At 60.8% G+C, this 25772-nt stretch carries 29 protein-coding genes, 1 tRNA gene and 1 riboswitch; of the genes, 16 read left to right on the top strand and 14 right to left on the bottom strand.

All coding sequences use genetic code 11. The annotated features are described in order from the left end of the window. Positions 1 to 60: 60 nt before the first annotated feature. The 3 genes from VL202_RS24265 to VL202_RS24255 all read right to left on the bottom strand — a co-directional run bounded on the left by VL202_RS24265 (position 61) and on the right by VL202_RS24255 (position 1482). Positions 61 to 432, bottom strand: a complete 372-nt coding sequence (locus tag VL202_RS24265; protein ID WP_325466618.1) for a PilZ domain-containing protein — start codon at positions 430 to 432, stop codon at positions 61 to 63. Between the two features lie 200 nt (positions 433 to 632). Further along, positions 633 to 1046: a DUF2177 family protein gene (locus VL202_RS24260; RefSeq protein WP_325466617.1), complete on the bottom strand. Its 414-nt coding sequence runs from the start codon at positions 1044 to 1046 to the stop codon at positions 633 to 635. Positions 1047 to 1125: 79 nt separating this feature from the next. Then, the gene (locus tag VL202_RS24255; RefSeq protein ID WP_325466616.1) at positions 1126 to 1482 is read right to left on the bottom strand and encodes a hypothetical protein; all 357 of its coding nucleotides are present in this window, start codon (positions 1480 to 1482) and stop codon (positions 1126 to 1128) included. A gap of 298 nt (positions 1483 to 1780) precedes the next feature. On the opposite strand from VL202_RS24255, the gene VL202_RS24250 reads away from it, so the two are divergent. Beyond that, entirely contained in the window at positions 1781 to 4003 is a 2223-nt protein-coding gene (locus VL202_RS24250) for a caspase family protein (RefSeq protein ID WP_325466615.1), read from the top strand. A 76-nt stretch (positions 4004 to 4079) separates the two neighbouring features. Here the strand turns inward: VL202_RS24250 and VL202_RS24245 are convergent, their stop codons facing one another. After that, positions 4080 to 4259 (bottom strand): hypothetical protein, encoded by a 180-nt coding sequence (locus tag VL202_RS24245; RefSeq protein WP_325466614.1) that lies wholly within the window; start codon positions 4257 to 4259, stop codon positions 4080 to 4082. A 123-nt stretch (positions 4260 to 4382) separates the two neighbouring features. Beyond that, positions 4383 to 4472, bottom strand: a tRNA-Ser gene (locus tag VL202_RS24240). Positions 4473 to 4504: 32 nt separating this feature from the next. Here VL202_RS24240 and VL202_RS26050 point away from each other — a divergent pair. Genes VL202_RS26050 through VL202_RS24225 form a run of 3 tightly spaced genes read left to right on the top strand, consistent with a single transcriptional unit; the run spans position 4505 to position 5634 of the window. Next, on the top strand, positions 4505 to 5065 hold the full coding sequence (locus tag VL202_RS26050) for a hypothetical protein (RefSeq protein WP_325466613.1): 561 nt from the start codon (positions 4505 to 4507) through the stop codon (positions 5063 to 5065). After that, positions 5065 to 5247, top strand: coding sequence for a hypothetical protein (locus VL202_RS24230; protein ID WP_325466612.1), 183 nt, complete (start codon positions 5065 to 5067; stop codon positions 5245 to 5247). Before VL202_RS26050 ends, VL202_RS24230 begins: the two co-directional genes overlap by 1 nt. 9 nt (positions 5248 to 5256) lie before the next feature. Continuing rightward, the gene (locus VL202_RS24225) at positions 5257 to 5634 is read left to right on the top strand and encodes a hypothetical protein (RefSeq protein ID WP_325466611.1); all 378 of its coding nucleotides are present in this window, start codon (positions 5257 to 5259) and stop codon (positions 5632 to 5634) included. A 107-nt stretch (positions 5635 to 5741) separates the two neighbouring features. Here the strand turns inward: VL202_RS24225 and VL202_RS24220 are convergent, their stop codons facing one another. From VL202_RS24220 to VL202_RS24190, 7 genes are all read right to left on the bottom strand, one after another. Continuing rightward, the gene (locus VL202_RS24220) at positions 5742 to 6047 is read right to left on the bottom strand and encodes a hypothetical protein (protein ID WP_325466610.1); all 306 of its coding nucleotides are present in this window, start codon (positions 6045 to 6047) and stop codon (positions 5742 to 5744) included. 139 nt (positions 6048 to 6186) lie between these two features. Next, a complete protein-coding gene (gene zwf / locus VL202_RS24215; protein WP_325466609.1) occupies positions 6187 to 7671 on the bottom strand; it encodes a glucose-6-phosphate dehydrogenase in 1485 nt (494 codons plus the stop codon). Positions 7672 to 7876: 205 nt separating this feature from the next. After that, the gene (locus VL202_RS24210; protein ID WP_325466608.1) at positions 7877 to 8662 is read right to left on the bottom strand and encodes an SDR family oxidoreductase; all 786 of its coding nucleotides are present in this window, start codon (positions 8660 to 8662) and stop codon (positions 7877 to 7879) included. A gap of 47 nt (positions 8663 to 8709) precedes the next feature. After that, positions 8710 to 9660 (bottom strand): sugar-binding transcriptional regulator, encoded by a 951-nt coding sequence (locus VL202_RS24205; RefSeq protein WP_325466607.1) that lies wholly within the window; start codon positions 9658 to 9660, stop codon positions 8710 to 8712. 22 nt (positions 9661 to 9682) lie between these two features. Beyond that, positions 9683 to 11152 (bottom strand): FGGY-family carbohydrate kinase, encoded by a 1470-nt coding sequence (locus VL202_RS24200; protein ID WP_325466606.1) that lies wholly within the window; start codon positions 11150 to 11152, stop codon positions 9683 to 9685. A 78-nt stretch (positions 11153 to 11230) separates the two neighbouring features. Further along, the gene (locus VL202_RS24195; protein ID WP_325466605.1) at positions 11231 to 12202 is read right to left on the bottom strand and encodes a transketolase family protein; all 972 of its coding nucleotides are present in this window, start codon (positions 12200 to 12202) and stop codon (positions 11231 to 11233) included. Beyond that, positions 12202 to 13011, bottom strand: coding sequence for a transketolase (locus tag VL202_RS24190; RefSeq protein ID WP_325466604.1), 810 nt, complete (start codon positions 13009 to 13011; stop codon positions 12202 to 12204). Before VL202_RS24190 ends, VL202_RS24195 begins: the two co-directional genes overlap by 1 nt. A gap of 208 nt (positions 13012 to 13219) precedes the next feature. On the opposite strand from VL202_RS24190, the gene VL202_RS24185 reads away from it, so the two are divergent. The 11 genes from VL202_RS24185 (at position 13220) to VL202_RS24135 (ending at position 22108) form a co-directional block, all read left to right on the top strand. Further along, positions 13220 to 14194 (top strand): ABC transporter permease, encoded by a 975-nt coding sequence (locus VL202_RS24185; protein WP_325466603.1) that lies wholly within the window; start codon positions 13220 to 13222, stop codon positions 14192 to 14194. 125 nt (positions 14195 to 14319) lie between these two features. Beyond that, complete coding sequence (locus VL202_RS24180; protein ID WP_325466602.1) at positions 14320 to 15252, top strand: substrate-binding domain-containing protein; 933 nt, start codon at positions 14320 to 14322, stop codon at positions 15250 to 15252. Positions 15253 to 15278: 26 nt separating this feature from the next. Beyond that, on the top strand, positions 15279 to 16766 hold the full coding sequence (locus VL202_RS24175) for a sugar ABC transporter ATP-binding protein (protein ID WP_325466601.1): 1488 nt from the start codon (positions 15279 to 15281) through the stop codon (positions 16764 to 16766). 13 nt (positions 16767 to 16779) lie between these two features. Then, complete coding sequence (locus tag VL202_RS24170; protein ID WP_325466600.1) at positions 16780 to 17568, top strand: SDR family oxidoreductase; 789 nt, start codon at positions 16780 to 16782, stop codon at positions 17566 to 17568. An 87-nt stretch (positions 17569 to 17655) separates the two neighbouring features. Continuing rightward, a riboswitch (FMN riboswitch) is annotated at positions 17656 to 17802 on the top strand. Positions 17803 to 17911: 109 nt separating this feature from the next. Further along, the gene (ribB, locus tag VL202_RS24165; RefSeq protein WP_325466599.1) at positions 17912 to 18535 is read left to right on the top strand and encodes a 3,4-dihydroxy-2-butanone-4-phosphate synthase; all 624 of its coding nucleotides are present in this window, start codon (positions 17912 to 17914) and stop codon (positions 18533 to 18535) included. 260 nt (positions 18536 to 18795) lie between these two features. Continuing rightward, entirely contained in the window at positions 18796 to 19107 is a 312-nt protein-coding gene (locus tag VL202_RS24160) for a hypothetical protein (protein ID WP_325466598.1), read from the top strand. 9 nt (positions 19108 to 19116) lie between these two features. Then, entirely contained in the window at positions 19117 to 19500 is a 384-nt protein-coding gene (locus VL202_RS24155; protein ID WP_325466597.1) for a hypothetical protein, read from the top strand. A gap of 9 nt (positions 19501 to 19509) precedes the next feature. Continuing rightward, a complete protein-coding gene (locus tag VL202_RS24150) occupies positions 19510 to 19677 on the top strand; it encodes a hypothetical protein (protein ID WP_325466635.1) in 168 nt (55 codons plus the stop codon). A 10-nt stretch (positions 19678 to 19687) separates the two neighbouring features. After that, complete coding sequence (locus tag VL202_RS24145; RefSeq protein ID WP_325466596.1) at positions 19688 to 21082, top strand: APC family permease; 1395 nt, start codon at positions 19688 to 19690, stop codon at positions 21080 to 21082. 60 nt (positions 21083 to 21142) lie between these two features. After that, on the top strand, positions 21143 to 21838 hold the full coding sequence (locus tag VL202_RS24140) for a hypothetical protein (protein ID WP_325466595.1): 696 nt from the start codon (positions 21143 to 21145) through the stop codon (positions 21836 to 21838). A 9-nt stretch (positions 21839 to 21847) separates the two neighbouring features. Beyond that, positions 21848 to 22108 carry a hypothetical protein gene (locus VL202_RS24135; protein WP_325466594.1) on the top strand — a complete coding sequence of 87 codons (261 nt, stop codon included), beginning with the start codon at positions 21848 to 21850 and terminating at the stop codon, positions 22106 to 22108. Positions 22109 to 22121: 13 nt separating this feature from the next. Here the strand turns inward: VL202_RS24135 and VL202_RS24130 are convergent, their stop codons facing one another. Beyond that, entirely contained in the window at positions 22122 to 23039 is a 918-nt protein-coding gene (locus VL202_RS24130) for a membrane-anchored protein (RefSeq protein ID WP_325466593.1), read from the bottom strand. Continuing rightward, positions 23014 to 24735 carry a hypothetical protein gene (locus VL202_RS24125; protein WP_325466592.1) on the bottom strand — a complete coding sequence of 574 codons (1722 nt, stop codon included), beginning with the start codon at positions 24733 to 24735 and terminating at the stop codon, positions 23014 to 23016. Before VL202_RS24125 ends, VL202_RS24130 begins: the two co-directional genes overlap by 26 nt. A 913-nt stretch (positions 24736 to 25648) precedes the next feature. On the opposite strand from VL202_RS24125, the gene VL202_RS24120 reads away from it, so the two are divergent. After that, positions 25649 to 25772: porin (locus VL202_RS24120; protein ID WP_325466633.1), on the top strand; the 124-nt coding region annotated here is incomplete at its 3' end.

The raw sequence follows: 25772 nt of genomic DNA, 5'->3' as shown, positions 1-25772 counted from the left end.
GTTTCCTCGTCAAGGAAACCGAAACCGGCAGCGAAATACGCAGCCGGCGAGACACTTGCGTCAGTGCTTCTTTTTCAACTCGCCACCGGTGAAGAATTCATAGCGGACGATCTGGTGGAGAAATTCCTCGTCGATCGGCTTGATGAAATGCACCTGGATGTGGTTGTCGCGGCGGTAGACCTCGGCGCATCCGATGCGCTTCTTGGTGCCGACGATCGTCAGGTAATAATGCTCCGGCAGGCCGATCGTCGTGTTGACGATGAAGCTGGCGCCGCCGCGGGAAATTTCGACCATCTTGCAGGTCCGGGTCGATACGCCACCGAGCGCGGGTCTGACGGCCATCAGCGTCCCGGCCTGCGCGACCGAGAAACGCTCGAAACGCTGCTCGTACAATTTCGAGTTAACCGTGGAGTACATCGTCGAGTTCTGCATCACCCATTCCTCGATTGCAGCAGCGGTGGAGCAGGATTCGGTCTGCCGCGCTGGAGGGCCTCGTCGGCCAGGCCCTCCTCCGAAGGCAATGACCGATGCGACACAGAATTGTTCAGGGATGTTGCAATCCTTTGAAAGCATTCCTTAAAAATTTAACAAGAGCTAAAATTCCGACAAACGGTGGTCGGCACGTGCCGAAATCAGGCAATTTCGCCGGCAAAGGAGCGGGCTAAAACGAAGCCACAGCCGGCCGACAGCGCGGTCACGAACGTGCCCCATGCCATATCGACCATCGAGACTATCGGTGGCCAGCTCTTCAGCGTCGCGAGATTGGTGATGTCATAGGTTCCGTAGGCCGCCAGCCCGAGAACCGCGCCATACCCCACGGCCAGAGTGAAGGAGCCCGCTTTGAACCCGGGCATGACAGCCAGTACGACGATCGCGACGGCAAAAAAGAGATAGAAGAGGGCGGCGACCGCGAAGTTCGGCGACGGCAGCATCAGGGCACCCAACTGGTCCCGGTAAAAGGTGCGTGCGACCAACCCCAGCCAGATCGCATCGGCTGCCAGAAACGACAGAAGGGTTCCCGCATAGGCGAAAAGCACGGATTTCATGTGCGCATATCCTTGTTCTCCCTTGATACGGGATTGAGGACCGCTCGGATTGCCGGACGCTTCAGAAATTACCTGCGTGTCAGATCATGCCGCTGGTGAAATTCACCCGGATGAGGCGGCTGACGAATTCCGGCGGCGTTGGCACATTGAAGCGGACGCCGAGTTCGGTGCGGCGCCGGTGCACCTGGGAACATCCGATCTCGTCCGGGAAACCCTCGACCTGCAGGAAGAAATGGCGCGGCAGAATAAGATTGGCGTTGAAATCCAGCATCGCACCGCCGACCGAGATATGGCGCAGCAGACATTGGTATTTCGTCTTCGGCTTGAGATGCTCCCCGACGACGAGAATGCGGCAGGGCCGCTCGATATAATAGTGCTTGTATGTCGTTCTCGGTTGGCCAAACTTCGCCTCCGCGAGATGCATCACCATCGACATTGAAAACTCCGGAAAAACAGGGCGACTTGCCGGCATCGATCTGTTCGCGACAGGCCCGGAACTCGGCGAAAGCACTGTGCTGCGTCAGCCTTGCCCTGAACTGATGTCCATTCACCTTAGTGTCGTCGTCCTTGCTTAAAAAACCGGAAAAGCGGACATTGAAACACGGTGGGTCATACGTAATACTTCCATGCAATGAGCACGATGACGAAACCTCGTGCCGAATCTATACGGGATCATGTCTGGGCGGTTGGGGGCGGCGACGTCCCGTATGACCGCGCGGACGCGGAGGGAAGTCATGTTTAAAGGTCATTTTCGGCGTTGGGTGCCGGTTTTTTTCGTATCGCTGTCTATTTTCGCCTTCCAGGCCGGCGTGGCTGAGGCTGCCAAGCGCGTTGCCCTGCTGATCGGCAATCAAAAATACGAGGCGACATCGCAGTTGAACAATCCGGCCAATGACGTCGAACTGATGAAGCAGTCGTTCGAGGACGCCGGTTTTGACACCGTCACCACCGTCCATGATGTCGATCGCGGTTCCATGGTGAAGGCCCTGCGCGATTTCGAGGATACGGCCACCGGCGCCGACGTTGCGATCATCTATTATTCCGGCCACGGCATGGAGATGAACGGCGAGAATTTCCTGCTGCCGGTCGATGTTTCGCTGAAGACCGACAAGGACGTCGAGGATGAGGCCATTCCGCTCGATCGCGTGCAGCGATCGCTGGAAGGCGCGACCCGTCTGAAGCTGGTCATTCTCGACGCCTGCCGCAACAACCCTTTCGAACAGTCGATGAGCCGGTCGATCTCGACCCGCGCCGTTAGCCGTGGTCTGGCCCGTGTCGAGCCCGAAACGGCCGATCTTCTGGTCGCCTTCGCCTCGAAGGCCGGCACGGTGGCGATGGACGGCGAGGGCAGGAACAGCCCGTTTGCGACAGCTCTGTCCAAATACCTGGCCGAACCCGGCGTCGATGTGCGCATCGCGCTCGGCAAGGTTCGCGACGAGGTGGTCAGCGCCACAAACCGCGAGCAGGAGCCTTTCGTCTACGGTTCGCTCGGGGGCGCGCAGATCTTCCTGAACATCAAGGAAGTCAATATCAACGTCACCAACAACGGCAACACGCAGGAAATCTCGCCGAACGGCCAGTCCGCTGCCGCTGCCGACTGGCAGAACATCCGCGATCTCGCCGACAAGGACCTGATCGAAGTGTTTCTTTCCAAGCACGGCTCGGATCCGGTCTACAAGATGCTGGCAGAAAAGAAGCTGAAGCTGCTGGACGAGGCGGCCCAGACCACCGTCACCCCGGACGAAATCGCCTGGGAAGCATTGAAGCAATCGACCGATGCGGCTGCCCTGACGCGCTTCATGGAGCGCTATCCCGACAGCAAGCACAAGGCGGAGGCGGAAACCCAGATCGCCGCGCTCGAGCCCAAGAAGGGCTTGAACATCTCGCAGACCGGCAAGGACACGCAGGCGTCGCGCGATTGTTACCTGCTCGCCGGTGAACCGCAATCCATGCCCGGCTTCCTCGGCGTCGGTTTCCTGAAGATCGATTCGGAGCGGGCGCTGACGGCCTGCGCCCAGGCGGTCAACGAAAACCCGGATGACATGATGCTGGTCAACATGCTGGGCCGCGCCCAGGATGCCGGTCGCAACTATGTCGATGCGCGCAGCAATTACCAGAAGGCTGCCGACGGCGGCAACATGTATGCGCTGACCAATCTCGCCTGGTTCTCGATCTACGGCACCGACGGTCCCGTCGATATCGAGAAGGGCAAGAGCATGTTCGAACAGGCCGCCAATGCCGGCAATTCCTATGCGCAGGCCTCACTCGGCTGGCTGTATCGTGAAGGTTATGGCGGCGTTCAGCAGGATTACGCCGAAGCGCTGAAATGGTATCAGGCCTCCGCCAATCAGGGTTATGCCAATGCCATGGCGACGCTCGGCTGGTTCTACCGCGAAGGGAACGGTATTCCGAAGGATTTCAACCAGTCGCTCGCCTGGTATCAGAAGGCAGCCGAAGGCGGCGACGCCAATGCCATGTCCTCGCTTGGCTGGGCCTATCAGAACGGTCTCGGCACCACGCAAGACTATGCCGAAGCCAAGAAGTGGTATGAAAAGGCCGCCAATGTCGGTGACGCCTATTCGATGGCGCTGCTCGGCTGGTTCTACGATGTCGGCAATGGCGTCTCGCAGGATTACGCGCAGGCCCGCAACTGGTACGAAATGGCGGCCAATGCCGGCAGTGCCTATGCGATGGGCAACCTGAGCCGCCTCTATGATTTCGGCCTCGGCACCAAGGCCGATCCGAAGGAGGCCGTGCGCTGGGCCGCTGCCAGTGTCGAGGGCGGCGATCCCTCGAAGCTCAACGAAATGAAGAGTTCACCGAACAACTTCACGCCGGCCTTCCGCAAGGAAATCCAGGCCCTGCTGCGTGACCGCGGCTATTACAGCGGCCCACTCGACGGCGAATTCGGCGCCGCCACGCAGGCCGCGATGGATCGGCTGGCGCGAAAATCCTGAGGCTGGGCAAACCGGTGAAACGAGAAAGGCCAGGCTGCTGCGGCAGACCCGGCCATTCTTTCCGAAGGCTGGCGTGTCAGCGCTTGTTTTCCAAGGCCTTCAAGGTCATCTGCCCGGCAGCATGCGCTTCCAACTGGCTGGTGAACTGACCTTGGGCTGGATAGACCACCGCGCCGCGCTTGATCACGAAGCTCCAGCGGCCATTGCGGCGTTTCTCGATCGTCACTTGCGTGACCGGCTTGTTGTCGCTGCTCATCGATGCTCTCGAATCTCTTGCTGTGCCCACTGAAGTCAGGGCGTTCATCGCTGATGGCAAGGATTATCCCAGGACACCGGTCTGAGGCAATTGATAATGACAGGATTGAATCATTCGGGAAAATGGCGGAGAAGATGGGATTCGAACCCACGATACCCTTCCGGGTATACTCCCTTAGCAGGGGAGCGCCTTCGACCACTCGGCCACCTCTCCGTTAGCGCCTGACTAGAGTCAGGAGCCCTTCATTGCAAGGGATTTTTGCGGTTCCAAGCGACAAAGTTGTTTTTTCAGGTGGTCTGGCAGGGCGCACGCGTACGGAAGGCAAAACGGAGACGGCTTTCGGCATGACAGGAACGGTGCCGCAACGAACCGCGATTCGGGCCGAAGCGGCGATCACGCGGGCCGCGAGGACTTGGGAACCATCACCTGTCTCCCCTGGTCTTGCCGGCATCCTTCAGCTTGTTGCGGTCGGGATCGTTCAGGTTTCCCCCAATGGCATCGGTGATGATCTCGACGGCTATGGAGCCGCCCGGCTCTCTCGGGAGACCATCGGGCGCCATTTCGGCCAGAACGCGCTTTGCCTCGTCGATTGCCGCCACCAGATCCTGGAATTCATAGAGCGCGCCGGGAGCAACATCACCCTCCTGGTCCGAAAAGCGAAGATGGACATGATGCGCTCCCGTTCAGCGCAAGAACATTCATTCCGTGTGGATGGTTCCAGTCCCGCCAAGAAAATGCGTGCCGGTACGCATCTTTTTGGAATCTCCCGCGTTTTAGCAATGACACTGTCAAGAGGAGCAGGATGATGGCCAAGCGCGAAACCATCGATACCGGAACCGACAAGCGCTATGTTCGACGAGACGATGACGGTCGCTTCAAGCAGTCCGTGGATGTCGGTAAGTCACTGTCCGCCGACCGCCGGACCAAGGCGAAGACCAAGGCCAAGCCCGGAGAGGGCGACAAGGGCGATCATCATCCGACACGATAGGAGCTGTTTATGCTGAAGAAAGCCCATATCCCGCAGGAGGACATTTTCCTCTACGGCTCCGACGATGCCGATCCGATCGTGGAAACCGTCGCAACGCCCGAAGAGCGGGCCCGGCTTCGCCATGAAATTCTCGAAAAGGATATCGATCTCTTGCGCGTCCGGCTGGACCTGATCCGCGCGCGGGTGGGCTTGGTGAGCCGCTCCAGCGTTCGATGGGCCAATTGCAGCGCCCGATCCCAGCTCGGCGCCTATCCCTGGGCGAAATTTGCAGCCCTGGCCGCCAGTTCATGTTTGGTGACGATAGCGTTGCGACGGCTGCCGCTCGGCTCCCTCGCTGCGATGGCCGTGCCGATCGTGACGGCGGCGATAAGCCGGAAAGCGCGTTAGCGACGGCCTGAGCGTGATGCCGATCAACGTGAGTATGCTTGGACGCGACCATGTGCCACGACCGGCCGGCTGCGGTGCCTTCGTCTCTCGATCGGGCCTCCCGAGTATCAAATACCCGAGCCATCGAGTTCCTGGTCTTCTTCGCCTTTCCATGGCGGGGGCATCGAGGTGCGACTGGGACTTGCCGAGGGCATCGCCATCCAGCACTTCAATTCCGGCTCGGCATATTCGATGATGCAGCCGGGCGATGAGTCCGCGGCGCGCCAGCCTTCCGCACCGAATTGATCGCCATGCGACCAATAGGCGAGATCGACTTCCGATGCCCCCTGTTCGGAAGGATAGATGGTCACCAGTATCCGCCGGCCGTCTTTCGGAGCGCTTGCCATATGGCGCCAGCGGCTTTGCTCATCCATCGTTCTTCCTCCTGCCTTGCTGTCGGTGGCAAGTCTCGCCTCATGATCGAAAACGGTCAACTCAAACTTCGCGCTGATCGACGGCGTTGATCACGGCACCCTATCAAGTTGCGCGGGGCCACCCGCCCCGCTTTCTCCATCATTCCTTCGACGAATCCCGCCATGCCCGCTCGAACGGCAGGCGCCAGGCGTGTGGGGCGATGAGCTGGTGGATCGACTTCGGCCCCCAGCTGCCCTGATCGTAGAGCCGAACCGGCGGCGGGTTTTCGAGCAGGGACTGGGAGACTTCCCAGAGCCGCTCGATGCCTTCGGCGGATGTAAACAGCGTATGGTCGCCACGCATGGCGTCGAGGATCAGGCGTTCGTAAGCTTCCAGCACTTCGCCGATCAGACCGGTTTCGCTCATTGCGAACTGCAGGGAGAGCTTGTCGAGCCGGAAACCCGGACCGGGGCGCTTGCCATAGAAGGAAAGGGAGACCTTGGAGGCATCGGCAAGGTCGAAGGTGAGATGATCCGGCCCCTGCGCGCCGACGCCCGAACCTGCCGGGAACATCGATTTCGGCGGCTCGCGGAAGGCGATCGAGATGATGCGCTGCCCCTCAGCCAGACGCTTCCCCGTCCTCAGGAAGAACGGCACGCCGGCCCAGCGCCAGTTGTCGATGGCGCATTTGAGCGCGATGAACGTATCGGTATCGCTCTCGGGATCGACGCCCGGCTCCTTGCGGTAGCCGACATACTGGCCGCGCACCACGTCGCGTGGCTCGATCGGCAGCATCGAGCGGAACACCTTGTTCTTCTCCTCCGAAATCGGCGCCGGCTCCAGCGCGGTCGGTGGCTCCATCGCCATGAAGGCGAGAATCTGGAAGAGATGGGTGACCACCATGTCGCGATAGGCGCCGGTCGTCTCGTAAAACGCGGCGCGGGTGGAAAGGCCGAGCGTTTCCGGAACGTCGATCTGCACATGGTCGATGAAATTGCGGTTCCAGATCGGCTCGAACAGACCATTGGCGAAGCGGAAGGCGAGGATGTTCTGCGCCGGCTCCTTTCCGAGGAAATGGTCGATGCGGAAAATCTGCTTTTCCTCGAAAACCTCGTGCAGTTTCCGGTTCAGTTCGACGGCGCTCGCAAGGTCGGTGCCGAAAGGCTTTTCCATGATGATGCGGCAGCGTTCGACCAGCCCGGCCTCGGAGAGAAGCTGGACGGCCGGAAGTGCTGCCTTCGGCGGCACGGAGAGATAATGCACGCGCCGCGTCTCAGGCCCGAGCGCTTCCTCGGCCTTGGTGACCGCTTCCTTCAGTGCCCCGGCACCAGCGGAAAGCGAGACATAGTCGAGCGAATCGGAGAAGGCCTCCCATTCGGTCTTGGTGAACTTGCGGGTCAGGAACGTGTCCAGCGATTCCCGGGCGATGGTGCGAAAAGCATCGACATCGATGTCGTCGAGGGAAACGCCGACGATGCGGCATCCCGGAATGAAGCCTGCATTGATCAGGTGAAACAGCCCCGGCAGCAACTTGCGTCGGGACAGATCGCCGGTCGCGCCGACAAGCACGACGACCTGCGGAAAGCCCGGCCCAACCCGGTTGGAATTCCTGCGCAAATTAACCGTTCCCTGTTCTGACGCCACGATCCGTCCTCCCCCTATGCACTTGAATAGGGGCATGATTTGCGGAGCGGATCAAGATGGTGATGCCGTGCTGAAGGACATCAGCGCGGGGCAGGGCAACAACAGCGCCGATGTGGCGAGAAAACCGCCACACCGCGCCGCCGGATCGCGGCGTGGTCCTGTATCTGGCGCCATCCAAGGCACGACGTCGTGCGGTCGCCGAAGATTACGACATGATCAGGCCGCCATCGATATTGATGGTCTGGCCGGTGATATAGGCGGCGTCGGCGGAGGCGAGGAAGGCGACGAGGGCGCCGACTTCGGCCGGGGTGCCGGCACGGCCCATCGGGATGCCTTCGACCCATTCGGCCATCAGCTCGCCGGGACCGTATTCGCCGAGCATCCGGCCCCAGACGCGGTCGTTATAGTCCCACATCTCGGTATGGATGATGCCGGGGCAGATGGCGTTGGCGGTGATGCCTTCGCGGGCGAGTTCCTTGGCGAGGCTCTGGGTCAGGCCGACCACGCCGAATTTCGAGGCGGCATAATGCGGGGTGTAGATGAAGCCCTGGCGGGCCTGGCCGGAGGCCGTGTTGATCAGCCGGCCCTTCGTGCCACTGGCGCGAAAACGGCGGATCGCCTCCTGGCAGCAGAGAAAGACACCCTTGGTATTGACGTCGAGGTTGAGGTCCCATTCCCGCTCGGTCAGGTTCTCGACCTTGGCGATGGTAATGACGCCGGCATTCTGCACGGAAACGGAAATTGCGCCGAGCTTCGCTTCGGCCTCGCCATAGGCCTCCCGCACGGCCTTGGCGTCGGTGACGTCAAGCGTAAAGCCGAGGATTTCGGCGCCGGTTTCCTTGGCGAGCACGGCGGCGGCCTCGGTCGTATCCGTCTCGATCGCCGCAATCGCGACCTTCGCGCCCTCTTCGGCAAAGCGCTTGGCGATGCCGCGCCCGATACCCTTGTTGCCCCCGGTGACGAAAACCGTCTGGCCTGCAAAACGTGTCATGGTCTTTTCTCCATAAAGCGCAGCAGGCGGGGCTAATCCGGGATGGATCAGGCCGTCAGCCGGGCTGCTGTGAACTTGTCGGTGACAAGCACATCGATGACGCCCAGTTTCAGGGCGCCTGCGATGGCCTGGGTCTTGGATTCGCCGCCGGCGAGCGCCATGACGCGGTCGGTCTTGCGCAGTTCCTCAAGCGATAGGCCGATGACCCGGTCGTTGAGCGGGGTTTCGACCGGTTTTCCATTCTTGTCGTAGAAGCGATAAGAAATTTCGCCGACGGCGCCAGCGTCATGCAGCATCGTCATTTCCTGGCGGGAAAAGGTGTTGCCCGAACGGGCAAGCAGTTCCGATGGCTCGACCGCGCCGACGCCGACGATGGCGAGGCTCAAACGGCTGAAGAGATCCATCGTTTCGCGCACGACGGGATCGGCGAGCATGACAAGCTTGGCTTCGCGCGAGGAGGTAATGCCCTGCACCAGCAGCAGGCGGGGCTCGCCGCCGGTGAGCTTGGCAAGACGCGCCGTCAACTGCGTCGCATGGGTCTGCACGGAGGCATCGCCCATGCCGCCGAGGATCTGCACGATGTACTTCGCCTTGGCGTTCTTCAGCGGATGGATATTGTCGACCATCCGCAGGATCGTCTGGCTCCAGCTGGAGACGCCGACGATTTCGTCCTGCTGCAGCGTGACTTCGAGAAAATGAGCGGCCGCTTCGCCGATCCGCGCCATGATGGCACCGTCGCGGTCCTCCGAGCAGTCGATGACGATGGCCTCGGTCAGGCTGTATTTGTCACGCAGCGCGGTTTCGAGATCCGCGAAGGTGCCGGCCGGCGGAATGACCGTCGTGCGCACGATGTCTTCCTGCTCGGCTCGCTTCAGCATGCGCGAAACGGTGGCCTGCGACATATGCATGATCTCGGCGATCTCGGCCTGCCGCTTGCCCTCGACATGGTACATTTGCGCTATTCGGGCAATCAGTCGCAGCTCGTTCAGTCGTCCCACGGAGGCCTCCACTGGTGAATTTTTATTCACTCATAAATGAAGGGTTATGAACGGTCGAGCGATAGATTGCATCCTGCCAGACTCGGAGACGCGATGCTGCATCGGAGGCACGCGGTACGATCGGATTGCTCGAACGCGGCAGGGCGGCGATCGCTGCGAGGTCCGGCCAGATCCCCAGCGAAAGCCCGGCGAGATAGGCAGCGCCAAGGGCGGAAGCTTCCGGTGCATCGCACTGGATAATGGCATGATCCAGCATGTCGGCGACGCATTGCATGAGAAAATCGTTTCGGCTGGGGCCGCCATCCGCATAGAGCCGGCCGAGCGCGGTCGGCGATTGCGACGACATCGCCTTGAAGACATCGTGAACCTGGAACGCGATCGAATCGGTCACGGCGCGTGCCATCTGGGCGCGGCTAGTGCTGAAGGTGATACCGGAGAAAAGCGCGCGTGCATCCGAATGCCAGTAGGGTGCGCCGAGGCCGACGAAGGCCGGCACGAAACCCGGACCTTGCGGTTGCGCCGTCGCTGCCAGTTCGGTCAGCGCCTGCACGTCGGCAAGTCCGAGCATGTCCGCCATCCAGGGCAGGGATGCTGCCGAGACGAGGATATTGCCCTCGAAGGCATAGGTCGGCGTGCCGGCGATCGACCAGGCGATGGTCGTGGTGATGCCCTGTGCCGGGGCGATGAAGCGTGGCAGGGTCGTCATGATCGACGAACCGGTGCCGAAGGTCACCTTGCCGTCACCGGGTTCGAAGGCGCCGTGGCCGAACAGAGCCGCGTGACTGTCGCCGATCGCGGAGGCAATCGGAATGCCGTCCGCAAGACCCGGCACGTTCTTCGTCACGCCGAACCGTGCGGCGCTGTCGCGCACTTCCGGCAGGGCGGATTTCGGCACGCCGAAGAGAGCGCAAAGCTCGTCGCTCCAGACCTGTCGGTTGAGATCGTAGAGCTGGCTGCGGGCAGCGTTGGCGGCGTCGCATGCATGAACGGCGCCATCGGTGAAGCAATGGATCAGCCAGGCGTCGATCGTGCCGAGCCGGACATCGCTGCCGGCAGGCACACGATCCAGCAACCATTTCATCTTGGGGCCGGGGAACATCGGATCGATGGGAAGGCCAGTCAGCGCCTGGACACGCGGCGCATGGCCGGCGGCGATGAGCTCGGCGCAGACCGGCGCGCTGCGGCGGCACTGCCAACTGACGACCGGGCCAAGCGGTTTTCCGGTTTTGGCGTCCCAAATCGTCACGGATTCGCGCTGGTTGGAAATGGCGATGCCGAGGATATCAACGGCGGGAGCCGCCTGAAGGCACGCCGCAATTGCCTCCTGTACCGATTCCCATAGGCGCACCGGGCTCTGCTCGACCCAGCCGGGCTGCGGATGTTCGATGCCGACCGGAGAGGCGCCGCGCGACAGGATATCGCCGACCGTGGAAACAAGCACGGCTTTCGAGTTGGTCGTGCCCTGGTCGATGGAAAGGATGGCGGTCGTCATGGGGTGCTCCGGCGGGCAAAAATTAGAGGGCGCGACCAGGGAGGTCTCGTCGCGCCCCACACGGGATCTATACGCACATCAGGATATGCGGGAAGATGCCCGTGCAATCAGTGCAATTGCCGCCTCCGCGATAGCGGCAGGCGACATTCCGAATTCGTCCAGCAGAAACTCTGCCGATCCGGTCGGGGCGAAGATACCCGGTACACCGAGGATCTTCATCGGCACCGGCGCTTCGGCGACGACGACCTCGGCGATTGCCGAACCGAGGCCGCCAAAGGTCGAGTGTTCTTCCGCTGTCAGGATCGCGCCTGTCTCGCGGGCGGCCGCGACAATGGCATCGACATCGATCGGGCGAACGGTCGCCATGTTCAGCACGCGCGCCTCGATGCCTTTCTCGGCAAGGATCGCGGCGGCCTTCAGAATGCGGTGCGTCAGCGTGCCGTTGGCAATCAGTGTTATGGCATCGCCATCGCGCAGGAGGTTTGCCTTGCCGAGCTCGAACCTGTGGCCCGCCGGCAGCAGGTCCGGAACGCCGACGCGCGAGAGGCGCAGGAAGACCGGGCCATCATACTGGGCGGCCCATTCGACGGCAGCCGCGGTCTCGATCGAATCGCAGGGGGCGACCACCGGCAGGTTCGGCAGGACGCGGGTCCAGGCGAAGTCCTCGATCGAATGATGGGTCGGGCCGAGATCGCCATAGGCCATGCCCGACGAGATGCCGATCAGCTTCACGTTCGCGTTGGAATAGGCGATGTCCGCCTTGATCTGTTCCAGCGAACGGCCGGTCAGGAAGCAGGCGGCACCGCAGACGAACGGCAACAGGCCGCCATTGGCGAGACCGGCGCCGACACCGACCATGTTCTGCTCGGCAATGCCGACATTGACCAGGCGTTCTGGCCATCTGGCCTTGAAGCCGCCGAGCTTGGAAGAGCCGACCGAGTCGTTGCAGACCGCGACGATCTTCGAGTTGTCCGCGCCGAGGCGTTCCAGCGTGGCGACAAAGGCGTCGCGGCAGTCATGCAGCTTGGGAGAGGTCATCACGTCTTTCATCACAGGGCCTCCGAAAGCTCAGCCACGGCAATCTGGTACTGGTCGGCATTCGGCACCTTGTGATGCCAGTCGACCGTATCCTGCATGAAGGAGATGCCGTGACCCTTGTTGGTATGGGCAACGATGCAGTGAGGGCGGTTGCCGCGCTTTTCCAGCGCCGGAACGATCTCGTCCATGGCATTGCCGTTGATCTCGGTGACATTCCAGCCGAAGGCCGTGAGTTTGGCCGGGAAGGGGGCGAGATTGTTGGTGTCCTTCAGGGATGCACCCTGCTGGAACCGGTTGTGGTCGATGATCAGAGTCAGGTTGTCGAGGCCGAACTGAGCGGCCGATGCGATCGCCTCCCAGTTGGAGCCTTCCTGCATCTCGCCGTCACCGGTCATGACATAGGTGTGATAGGTCGCACCCGTCAGCTTGGCGGCCTTCGCCATGCCGACCGCGACCGGAAGACCATGGCCGAGCGGGCCGGTATTGGTCTCGATGCCAGGCACCTTGTTGCAGTTCGGATGGCCGTTGAGACGCGAATGCGGCTTCAGGAATGTGCTGACCTCATCTTCCGGAATGAAGCCGCGCTTGGCGAGCGTGACATAGAGCGCCAGCGCGACATGCCCCTTCGACAGGACGAAACGGTCGCGGTCCGGGTTTTTCGGCTGATCCGGCCAGATGCGCAAAACGCGAAAATAGAGCGCCGTCAATATGTCGATAGCGGACATTTCCCCGCCGATATGGCCGGCGCCGGCTTCGAAAACCGCTTGCAGATCGCGAAGGCGAATCTGCCGTGCGATGCGGTCGAGATCATTCGGCTGCATGTAAACCTCGTTGTGAATAAATATACAGTTGCCTTTATATTTGCACGGAGGGCCGGCAAGTCAAGCCGAAATAAGCATCATCCGTCGAAAATAAGTTTGTTCGAATTGGTTGACACTGGAATTTTTGCCGGTTACGAATTTACACGCATTACTGAATATTTATGCGAAGCGGTGCTAATGAGAGGCGTCGGTTCGGGGGAGAAGGTTGATGGTGGAGGCAGTAAAGGAAAGACAGGCATTCGCTGGCGGGTTTCTTCCGTCGCTTCGCGGCGCGACCGGTCCGCTGATCGGCCTGATCGTGCTTTGTCTGTTTCTCACGTTCGCAACGGACAAGTTCCTGTCGATCCGGAACTTCCTCAACGTGCTGGACCAGATCACGGTGCTCGGCGTCATGGCCGTCGGCATGACGATGGTCATCCTGATCGGCGGGATCGATCTCGCCGTCGGCTCGGTGCTGGCGCTGGCGATGATGGTGCTCGGTTACCTCAACGTTGTGCTGGGGGTGCCGATGTGGCTCGCCATCCCGCTGGCGCTTGCCGCTGCCTCGTTGAACGGCCTTGTCGCCGGCTTGCTGATCACGCGTTTCAACGTGCCGCCGTTCATCGCGACACTGGCGATGATGTCGATGGCGCGCGGCGTTGCGAACATGATCACCGATGGTCAGCAGATCATCGGTTTCCCGGCCTGGTTCAATATGATGGCCATCGTGCGCTTTGGCGGCTTCCTGACCCTGACGGTTGCCGTGATGGTCGTGGTCTTCATCGTTGGCCTTCTCTACCAGCGCTACCGTCACGGCGGCCGTGTGCTCTATGCCATCGGTGGCAATCCGGAAGTGGCGCGTCTCGCCGGCATCAATGTCCAGCGCGCGACAGTTCTCGTCTATGTGGCCTGCAGCTTCCTCGCCGGCCTGTCCGGCATGGTGCTTGCGGCTCGTCTCGACTCCGTCCAGCCATCCTCGGGTGTTTCCTATGAGCTCGACGCCATCGCGGCGGTCGTGATCGGTGGAACGTCGCTGTCGGGCGGTACGGGCGGCATCGGCGGCACCATTATCGGCGTCCTGATCATCGGTGTGCTGCGCAACGGGCTCAACCTGCTCAGCGTCTCGCCCTTCGTGCAGCAGGTCATCATCGGCGCGGTCATCGTGCTCGCCGTTACGGCGGAAACCTATCGCAAGCGCAAATAACGACTTTTCCCTCGCGGCTGGAGCGTGGCGAGGGGCTGAAAACGGCTCGCAATGGTGCGGGCCGGCAAAAGGGAAGGTGGCGCCTGCGAGGCAGGAGATCACCGCGTAACTCGGAGGAGAAACGAATGAAACTGTCCAAACTGCTGCTCGCAGCAACCGCCGCCTCGATCCTGGCACTTCCGGCCGCCGCCGCCGACGTCAAGAAGATCGGCCTTGCCGTTCCGAACCTTCAGGCTGACTTCTTCAACCAGATCAAGCTGGGCGTTGAAAAGCATGCCAAGGAAAAGGGCATCGAAGTCGTCGTCGTCGACGCCAAGAACGATACCAACACCCAGGTCAGCCAGGTTCAGGACCTGATGACGCAGGATATCAACGCCTTCATCTATATCCCGGCCGGCGCCGCCGCCGCCGCCGTCCCGACCCGTCTCGCACGCGAGGCCGGCATCCCCGTCATCAACGTCGATCGCACGCCGGAAGGCGCGCCCGGTGATACGTTCATCGCCGGCGAAAGCGTCGATTCCGCCTATGAAGTGTGCAAATACATCATCGGCAAGGCCGGCGGCTCGGGCAAGATGGCGATCATCCATGGCCAGAAGGGCACGACGCCGGAAGTCGATCGCTTTACCGGCTGCAAACGCGCCATCGACGAGAACAAGGGCGTCGAACTGGTCGACCAGCAGTGGAGCCAGATGTGGTCGGCGGATGAAGGCTTCTCGATCGCCCAGAACATGCTGCAGGCAAACCCGGACATCACGATCATCTTCGGTCAGGCCGATGGTCTCGCCATGGGCGCGGCAAAGGCTGTCGATGTCGCCAACCTCTCGGACAAGGTGATCATCGGCGGCTATGACGGCGACGTCTCGGCTCTCGAATATCTCGCCAAGTGCAAGGGGCCGTTCATCGCGACCGCGACCCAGAGCACGCAGAAGATGGGTGTTCTCGCGGTTGAATCGGCGATCGCCGTCGCTGCCGGCCAGAAAGTCGAGGAGCGCCAGACACCGAACGCGGTTCTGACGACCTGCGAAAACGCGCCGGAATTCGTGAAGAACCATCCATAATCCGTCCTGATGCGAAAGGCAGCGCCATGACGACCCGCTCTCCCATCCTCTCGCTCCGTGGGGTCCAGAAATCCTACGGTCCGATCAAGGTTCTCCATGGTGTCGATCTCGACATCTATCCGGGAGAGGTCGTGGCGCTGCTCGGTGAAAACGGTGCCGGGAAATCGACCCTGTCGAACATCATCTCCGGCACCGTCCAGCCGTCCGCAGGCGAAATGACTTGGATGGGGGCAGACTATGCCCCCGCCACCCCCCGCGCCGCCATCGATGAGGGCGTGGGCATGATCCATCAGGAGCTGAAGCTGCTCCCGAAGCTCTCCATCGCCGAAAATGTCTTCCTTGGTCGTTACCCGATGAAGAATGGCCGCATCGATCGCAAGGGGATGGAGGAACGGGCGCGCCATGGCCTGAAAAGGCTCGGTCTCGACGTCTCGCCCGATCGTCTGGTCGAGGGCCTGTCGACGGGAAAACAGCAGCTGATCGAAATCGCCAAGGCGCTGACGCTGAACGCGCGCCTTCTCATTCTCGACGAGCCGACGGCGGCACTCGGCGGCGAGGAAACACAGCTGCTATTCCAGCAGATCGCGCGGCTGAAGGCGGACGGTGTCGGCATCATCTATATTTCCCATCGCCTCGAGGAAATCCGTCAGATCGCCGACCGGATCGTCGTCATGCGCGACGGGGCGAAGGTTGAGGAATTCGACACGGGCGACGTACCGATCCGCACCATCGTCGAGGCGATGGTCGGCCGTTCGCTGGAGCGCATGTTTCCCAGCCTGCCGACGCCTTCCGAGCATGTTGCGCTGGAGGTTCGCGGACTTTCCTCGCCCGCCAACACATTCCGCGACATCAGTTTCTCCGTGTACAAGGGGGAGGTGTTCGGCATTGCCGGCCTGATGGGCGCCGGTCGCACGGAACTCGTGCGTGCCATCACCGGCGCCGACCCGATCTCCGCCGGCGAGGTCCTGCTGCATGGCAGACCCGTCACGCCGCGCTCACCGATCGACGCGATCCGCAACGGCATCGTCCTGGTGCCGGAGGATCGTAAGCTCCAGGGGGTCATGCTCGATCATTCGATCGCGGAAAATATCGGCTATGCCAATCTTGGTGAAATCTCGCGCAACGGCTGGATCTCGTCCCGTCGCATCCGCGACTTCGCCGACGAATTCATCACGCGCTTCGGCGTCAAGGGACGCGGCGGCCAGAATGCCGGCGAACTGTCCGGCGGCAACCAGCAGAAGGTGGTGCTGGCCAAATGGCTGGCGCGCAAGCCGCAGGTGGTCGTTCTGGACGAGCCGACACGCGGGATCGACGTCGGCGCCCGCTCGTCGATCTACGATCTCATCATCGATCTCGCCCGCGAGGGCGTTGCCGTGATCGTCGTCAGTTCCGACCTGGAAGAGGTGCTCGGCGTCTCCGGCCGGATCATGGTCATGGCCCAGGGAAAACAGGCTGGTATCCTCAACCGCGAAGACGCAAACGACGTCTCGGTGATGGAACTGGCGACGATCTGAAGAGGAATATTGAATGTCAGACATCATGCTCAACGCGCCAAGACTGTTCGATCTTTCTGGAAACGTCGCGATCGTGACGGGGGCGGGCAGTGGCATTGGCCAGCGCATCGCGATGGGGCTTGCTCAGTGCGGCGCGGATGTAGCCCTTCTCGACCGACGTACCGACGACGGTCTTGCCAATACCGCCGATTTCATCGCGCGGGCAGGCCGCCGCAGCATCCAGATCGCTGCCGATGTGACGAGCAGCGCGGCCCTTAACGACGCCGTTGCGCGTACCGAGGCCGAGCTTGGTTCCCTGACGCTTGCCGTCAACGCGGCCGGCATCGCCAACGCCAATCCGGCCGAGGAGATGGAGGAAAGCCAGTTCCAGACGATGATGGACATCAATCTGAAGGGCGTCTTCCTGTCCTGCCAGGCGGAAGCGCGCGCCATGCTGAAGACGGGACGCGGCTCGATCGTCAACATCGCCTCGATGTCCGGCGTCATCGTCAACCGTGGCCTCAACCAGTGCCACTACAACGCATCCAAGGCCGGCGTCATCCACATGACCAAGTCGATGGCGATGGAATGGGTCGGTCGCGGTATCCGCGTCAACACGATCAGCCCCGGATACACGGCAACGCCGATGAATACGCGGCCGGAAATGGTGCACCAGACGAAACTGTTCGAGGAGCAGACGCCGATGCAGCGCATGGCGAATGTCGGTGAAATGGTCGGCCCCGCCGTCTTCCTGCTGTCGAATGCTTCAAGTTTCGTGACCGGCGTCGATCTGCTGGTCGATGGTGGCTTCTGCTGCTGGTGATGGCGCTTCGGACGTTCGTTCGGTTATTTTGAACAGATTGTTGTAATTTTTTTGCTTGAACAGGCTTCTCGCCTCAAGCTATTGAAAGAATGTTCTCAGGGCGGGGCGAAATTCCCCACCGGCGGTATCCGGAGCGATCCGGGAGCCCGCGAGCGCCTTTCGCGAATGAGAGGGTCAGCAGATCCGGTGCGATGCCGGAGCCGACGGTCAGAGTCCGGATGGAAGAGGACATGTCTGCGGAACCGCCCTTTCGGGCGGTGCGTGGGCCTGTTCGCCCAAGGGATGAATGGCGGCCGAAAGCCGTGGTTTAACGCCGGAACCGGCACCCTTGAAAGGCAATGAAATGGCAATCTCGAAAATTGAAGATGCGATCGCGGCGCTGGCGCTTGGCCGGATGGTCGTCGTGGTGGATGACGAGGACCGCGAGAACGAGGGCGACATCATCGTGGCTTCGGAAGCGGTGACACCCGAGGCGATCGCCTTCATGATGAAGCATGCGCGCGGACTGATCTGCGTGGCGATGGAAGGCGAGCGGCTGGATGCGCTGGATATCCCGCTGATGGTTCCGCGGAACACGGAATTGCACAAGACCGCCTTCACGGTCTCGGTCGATTATCTGCCGGGAACGACCACGGGCATTTCCGCCGCCGATCGCGCAGTGACGGTCAAGGCTCTCATGGATCCCGCCGCCCAGCCGTCGGACTTTGCCCGCCCCGGCCACATCTTCCCGCTGCGTGCCCATCCCGGTGGCGTCCGCTCCCGTCCGGGCCACACGGAAGCTGCCGTGGATCTCGTCCGTCTCGCCGGCCTGATGCCATCGGGTGTCATCTGCGAAGTCGCCAACGACGACGGCACCATGGCGCGCCTTCCCGAGCTACGCGTCTTTGCCGAAACGCACGCAATGCCACTCATCACCATTCAAGACCTGATCGCCTTCGTCCGGCAGCGCGAACCGGTGGCGGCCTAAAGCCCGACCAATGGATTCCGGGATGCGAATCCGCATCCCGGATCTTGCCGGTTTGCCATCCTCGCCGCTGGCATACGGCGATTTACATCGCTGCGGATATCAGCTTATTCAAAATTTTCTGCTGCGTTTTCGGGCAAATGCGACATTTGCGCGCAGGTTCTTCTTGACGGAACCGTGTTTCTTCTCTTTATTCCCCTAAAGAAAATAATTTGCCTCAAGGGCAAAATCGGGAACATCATTTCACGGTCTGGGAGGAACGCATGGTAACGCCTGAAGCAGGTGCCGACGCGCATCTTGCGACGCGCATCGATCGGATGCATTCGCGCGACAAAACAGGATTGATCATCTTTATCGCCGTGCTCTGGTGCACGATGCTTTTCGCGCTGGTCAGGATTTGGCCCTATATTTCAGTGCCGGCCATTCGCTTCATCCTGGCGACCGCCTGCGCCCTGGTGCTGGCGTTCAACACGGCCGCCATCCTTGCGATGCTGAAGCATTACCGGGAGGACAAGCACTTCATCTACGGGCTCGATCTCAAGCATCTCGACGAGATGCGTCGTCGTCGGCGCTAGGAGGGGACCATGGCGTATAAACCACCGCAACAGAGCTTCGCCGGACAGATCTTCGACGTCATCACCCTTCTCGTCCTGACGGTCGGGGCGCTTTACCTGCCGCTTTATCTCGGTCTGGCGGGCGCCGCGAAGACGCCGGCGCCGATCGAAAATCCCACCTGGGAAGCGCTCGGCCAGAACGCCACCGAACAGCAGCAATGGACGGCGCTCGGGATCACCGATCCGGCCGCGGCCAACGACATCATCACCGCCCGTTTCGATTATTCGTTCAGCTGGGCTGCCCTGTTGATTATGGCCATTCTGGTGATCGGCTATTTCGTCATGGTGGTGCGGCTTTCCGACAGGGAATATCGCGACGTCATCCAGGAACGCTTCGGCGACAGGAAAAAGTAGGGGAGTTCAATGGATATCTGGACTGTTCTGGAATACGCGGCCTGGGCGCTTTCGGCCCTCTTTGCGGTGTGGATGCTGGCAGACATGGTTCGCATCGATACCACCTATGACAACGAGTTGCTGACATCGTCCCGCGAAGGCGAGATCGAGGCGGCAGCCGAACGTCACACCCTGTGAGGATCGCGACATGGTAGATACGAAAACCGCCGCGCAGCCCGAACGGCTGCAGTTGTTGCGTGTCCTCGGCCCCGCCCATATCTGGGCGCTCGGCGTCGGCATCGTCCTCGTCGGCGAATATATGGGCTGGAACTTCGCCGTCGGAAAGGGCGGCATGATTGCCGGCCTGGTCGCCTGCTGGGTGGCCGGCCTGCTCTATACCTGCGTTGCCATGATCGATTCCGAGGTGACGTCGACGGTTGCCGCCGCCGGTGGCCAGTATGCGCAGGCCAAACATATCGTCGGTCCGTTGATGGCCTTCAATGTCGGCCTGTTCCTGGTCATGGCCTATACGATGCTGGAGGCGGCCAATGCCATCACCATCGGTTTCCTGCTCGATACCGTCGCCGGAATGCAGGGCCATACCGGCCTGCACCAGCAACCGTTCATCGTCCTCTGCGTGCTGTTCCTCGCCTGGCTGAATCATCGCGGCGTTCTGGCGACGCTGACGTTCAATCTCGTCATCACCAGCATTGCCTTCGTCGCCATCATCGCGCTCTTCCTGGCCGTTCAGTTCGGGGTGTCGAGCGTGCCACTCGATTTCTCGGCCGTGACGACGGATCCCATGCCCTATGGCTGGATCGGCATCCTCGCCTCGCTGCATTTCGGTCTCTGGTATTATCTCGGCATCGAAGGCACCTGCCAGGCGGCGGAAGAAGTGCGTTCGCCGGCACGCTCGCTGCCCTATGGCACGATGGCCGGTATCATGACGCTGCTGATCGCGGCGACGATGACCTGGTATGTTTGCTCGGGCCTTATCCCGTGGGAATATCTCGGCCAGGCCGGCACGCCGCTCTTCGACGCGGCCCGTGTCACCGGCAATAGCGGACTGATGGTGCTCTTGTTCATCGGCACCATGTTTTCGACGCTGGCCTCCGCCAATGGCTGCATCAACGACGCGTCGCGGGCCTGGTTCTCGATGGGCCGCGACCGCTACCTGCCGATCTGGTTCGGCGCGGTGCATCCGGTCTATCGCACGCCCTATCGCTCGATCATCTTCCTGGTGCCGATCGCGCTGATCTTCGCGCTCGGCGCACCGCTCGATCAGGTGGTGACCTTCTCGATCCTGTCCGGCTTGCTCGGCTACACGTTCATGACCTTCAATATGGTGATGTTCCGCAGGAAATGGCCGCTCGACACGATCAAGCGCGGTTATGTCCACCCGATGCATCCGCTGCCGACGATCGTGCTTCTGATCCTCTGCGCCACCGCCTATGTCGCCGTCTTCCTCGGCTATGGCACGCAGCTCATCGCCATGGTCAGCTTCTACATCATCGCCTCCCTCTGGTTCCACTTCCGGCGCTATCGCTATGTGCGCCGGGGTGATCAGTTCACCATGCCCTGGCCGCGGCCGCAGGGCTATTGACGAGACAGTTGCCCGGGGCCGGGAAGCCGGCCGCGGGTCTTTCGTGCATGGAGAAGGTCGATGATCACCTATCTGTTCAGCGTTCTGACGCTCCTGGTTTTTGCCCTGATCGTGGCCGCCGGCGTCGTCGAGCATCGGTCGGCCATTCGAAAACGTCACCGGCTGCTCGATGAGAGCCATGACCTGCTGCGCGATCCGGGCATTCGTCTCGCGCCGGATCAATTTCCCGTGGTTACGGGGCGAATTGCCGACGGCCGCAGGATCAGGCTCGAGCTGATCGCCGATACGATGGTGACGCGCCGCCTGCCGCAGCTCTGGCTGTCGGTCACCCTCCTCGAAACGCAGACGCGCGACATTCCGACATTGGGCGCGCTCGCCCGTCCGACCGGCTCGGAATATTATTCGCTCGTCCACGGCCTGCCGGACTGGATGACACCGCCGGCGACGGAGGTGCCGCTGCTGATGCGCGGCGATGGCCGCGCGACACCGGAGCAGGCTCTTGCTGCCCGCGAGACATTCGGAAAACTCTTTGCCGATCCGCAGGTCAAGGAGGCGGTGATGACGCAGAAGGCGACGAGGGTGATCTACCAGGCGTCGCAGGGAACGCGCGCCGCGCATATGTTTCTGCGCCAGGCACAATTCTCGCTGGAGACCGTGCCGGCATCAACGATCGAACTGGCGGTCGAACTGGCGGTTGAACTCAGTGCCATCCTCATCAAGGATAGCGAACCATCCCATGCTTTCCAAGCCGCATAAGGGCCTGTCATGCCGAAACCGCTGAACCCGTATCTCGTTCTTCTTCTGGCGATCCTCCTGCCGGGCGGCGGCCATGTCGCGGTCGGCGAAGCACGGCGCGGACTGGCCTTCGCGCTGTTCGTCGTGCTCTTCTCGTTCCTGACCTATTTGACCACCACGCCGGAAACATCCTTTCTGGGACGGCATGCGGGTGGTCTTTTCATCTGGGCGATGTCGATCCCCGATGCCTATCGCCGCGCACGCCTGCGGTTTGCCATGGCGGCGAATTGAACAACCAGCGCTGTCAAGCGGGCCGGACCGCGGGAATCGCTTCCCCCGTCCACAGGCGCAGCCCGACCGATTCGGCCACTTGCGGATCACTGGTGAACAACGGGAAGCCGCGATTTGACAGTTCACGCAGGATTTCGACATCCATGTTCGTATGCAGCCGCTCCTTGTTGAGGCTGTTATAGACATGCCCGCTCGAGAAAGGATTGATGCCGGTGATTACCACCGCCGGCGCCCCGTTATAAAATGCGTAGAGAACCGCGGTGATGCCATTGGAGAATTTGGCTTCGTTATCGCCCTCGCGGATGATGCGGCCAAGGACCTCTTCCGCCAGGCGGGTGCGGTGATACTGCCCGATGAGGCGAAGGTCGTCGAAACCATAGTCAAAAGCCGCCAATCCCTCGCGAAGGGCCTGTTCGCCCTCCGGCCATCTGATGACATGGAGCGTGCCGCAGCGTTTTCCGCTCAGCGCATTGCGCACGGCGACCGCCCGTTCGCCCTTTCCCCTGACCTGGTTGAACTGCAGGAAAGTGACATCCGGCGGACCAATGTTCCAGCCCTCGGTCGCTGCCTGGGAGCCGTTGATACAAATAACAAAGAATCGGTCGTCGAAGCCTGACGGCTTATGGGAAACCGGCGCCGAACCGACGATCAACACGGGATTGATCAGCGGCTGTTTCGACCATTCCGGCCGGTTAAGGCGATATTTTAGCAGATATCGCAGCGAGCGGCGCCACCGATTGAGCTGTTTGAGCCATGCCATTGGTGCGGACCCGAAGATCGAGTGGATGGTGGATGCGGACAACAATTGGAATGCTCTTACTGATTTCAGTGGTTTTTCGATTTGTCCACTGATTGTGGCGCGACGAAAGACGTCTGGATTGGGATGCGGCCGCCGAAATGACCGATCAGGCCGACAGGACGCCGGTTTCACGCAAATGCCGCAGGACCCGTTCGCGGATCCACCGGGCGCTTTTTTCCCGGTCGGTGATGCTGACGGCATAGCTGTTGCGCAGCAGGTACCAGAAGCGGTGCAATTGGTCGGCGGGCAGTCGCGTGCGGCCGAGGCTGAATTGTTTTGCAAAATCACCGGCATGTTCACAAACGAAACAGGCCTGCATATAATCGGCCCGTCCGAACACATAGACCGGTTTTTCGTGCAGCAGCGCTTCCGCCCCGACACCGGAATTGATGACGCAGACGGCTTCGGATTTTGCGATCAGCGTGTGGATACTGGCGGTCGACAGGGTGATATGGCCTTTTTCCACACGGCAGCGCAGATCGTCGCTGATCTGGCCGTTCTTGTCCTGGGGATGCCGCTTGACCACCACCGACAGACCCTTTTCCAGGCAGGTCTCTATCACCTCGTCCATCATCGCGAACGGTGATGCATAGGCGAGCCGCTGCACGGCATCGCCGATCACTTGAAGTCCGATGAAGACGAATTTTTCCGGCAGCGTTTCCGCGAAGGCAAGATCGGCCTGTGCATATTTGGAAATGTTGCCTTCTATGATCGAGACTTGCTCTGATCGGAAAAAAGCCAGCGCTTCGTCGTAGTCGACGCTTGGCAGATCCAGTGCATCCACGGACTTTGTCGAGAAATCCGACCATCCAGCGTAACCGCCCGTATCGAAGCTGAAGCGGGACGGCCTGTCCGTTTCCTTGAAATGCAGCGCTTTCCTGTCACGGGAGATCGTATGATAGGAAAAAGAGGGAACCGAAGAACTCAGTTTGCCGTGGTTGAGGATCTGGCCGGTCACCTGGAAATCCAGCCCGGCGGATGTCAGCGTCCTCGCAATCGTTTTCACCACGAAGCGGATATCGCTTCTAAACCCCGGATAGTCGATCGGGTTTTTGCGGAAAGCCGCGGCGGGAACGACCAGTTTGACAAGCCCCGTTTCAACCGAATCGGACGGGTCGTGAATTTTCGCTCGCATGGACTGGTAGACCGCATCGAGAATATCCCGCCAATCCTCGGTTTCCTGACGAACCTGTAGAAGGTCCTCCAAGCGCGCGGCGGCACCTGGAACTCTCAGTCCTTTCGCTTTGCGCAGCAATGTGACCGCGCCATCAATGTCGAACACCGTCAAACTCGCCGATAGCCCGTGGTTCCAGAAGCGTCGGAGCAAATCCGGATCGTTCATGATACGATCGCGATCCCTCAGAAGCCTGCGGATGGCGAAGCGTAGAATGTCGTCACGCTTTACATATTCCGCCGCGCCGGCAGTCGCGATCGTGAAGGGTATCAACAGCCGGTCCGGTTCGTCCTGAAGGAATTTCATGCCTTCGATCGCGAGGGAACTGTGGTCCTGCTTCTGGTGAAAGATCGCCCGCCGGGCGTGAGCGATCTTGCTCCGCACAGGATAATCCCCCCCTGAGCCCTCCAGCGCGTGCAATGCTCCGTCCAGGTCGCCGTCACGCTGCTTCCTTGCGGAAACGAGCAGGGGAAGAAGTTCGGGCGGCATATGCCTGGACTGCGCGATTTCCCCGGATCGGCGGTCAACACCCAGATTGACGACGTTTGCGATATAAGAGGTGACGGCCCAGGGGCTCGGGGCCTGATGATGGCACAACTTGAAAAGGATTTCTTCGGCCTTGCTGGGACGATTGGCCTTATATTCCAGCAGCATGCGCCCGTCCGCGACGAGACGCTTGAATTTTCGGGCTGGAAAAGGTTGCAGCCCGAGCGATACCGTTCCTAAAAGCGCGCGGATCATCCCGATATGCCGACCGTTCCCGATGCTGTTTTCGATGTAGTCGATCACTGTATGGCGGACCTATCACGAGTCTCGGATATTTCACGGGGACGCTGGACGCTGGGCAATATATTGACCGCAGATCGCGACAGTCCACCCCCAAACGCCGGCCTTATCATAATTCGGTTTACAATTTTAAGGCGGACGGGCGGAAATCGCGCGAAAGAAGCAGCCGTTCGCCACCTCGTTTTCCATCGTGCGGTGCTCGACATTATAGCAGCGCGGACGACACTATATATGAAGACCACGAGGCTGTCGTGGCGGCCCTTTAATTCGGCCCGGTCAGAATCAGGGCGGTTCGAGTTGGACGAAGCTTTGGCGATGATTCTGCGAATCTGCCCGTTCCGCCATCGGCATGGCCCGCTGATTCCGTTTTCTCCGATCGCCTTGAATGCGTCGCGGGAGGTTTCGGAACATGTCGCGTTTGCCGCGAATCCGTCGCCGGGCCCGGATTTTGCCCGATTCTTGCCTCGTTATGACACGTGCAAGGCACCTTCCGATCTCGCTAACCCATGGTGGATAAAGGATTTTCTTAATCCTTTGTTAAGAACTTGCCTGCGCTTGAGGCGATTTTGTGTCGTTTCAGCAACAGGGCATCGGGAAGGGCGCATCAAACAGCACGAACTCGCAAGTTGGTGATTGCGCCAACTGTCCGGTCTTGTATTTTCAACTCCGGAAGCAAGGGCGGTTGATCGTCCGACTTCTTAAATGTTGGGGATGGGGCAGGGAATACTGTCCTTCAGTATAATACCCAGACCTGTTTGAAACTTTTGACTGGAGGTCAGAAATGAACATCAAGAGCCTTCTTCTCGGCTCCGCTGCGGCTCTCGCAGCAGTATCCGGCGCCCAGGCAGCTGACGCTATCGTAGCTGCTGAGCCGGAGCCCATGGAATACGTTCGCGTTTGCGACG

This window comes from Pararhizobium sp., from assembly GCF_035497515.1.
In the GTDB taxonomy this organism is placed as follows: domain Bacteria; phylum Pseudomonadota; class Alphaproteobacteria; order Rhizobiales; family Rhizobiaceae; genus Pararhizobium.
This window is presented reverse-complemented; position numbering and strand designations above follow the sequence as displayed.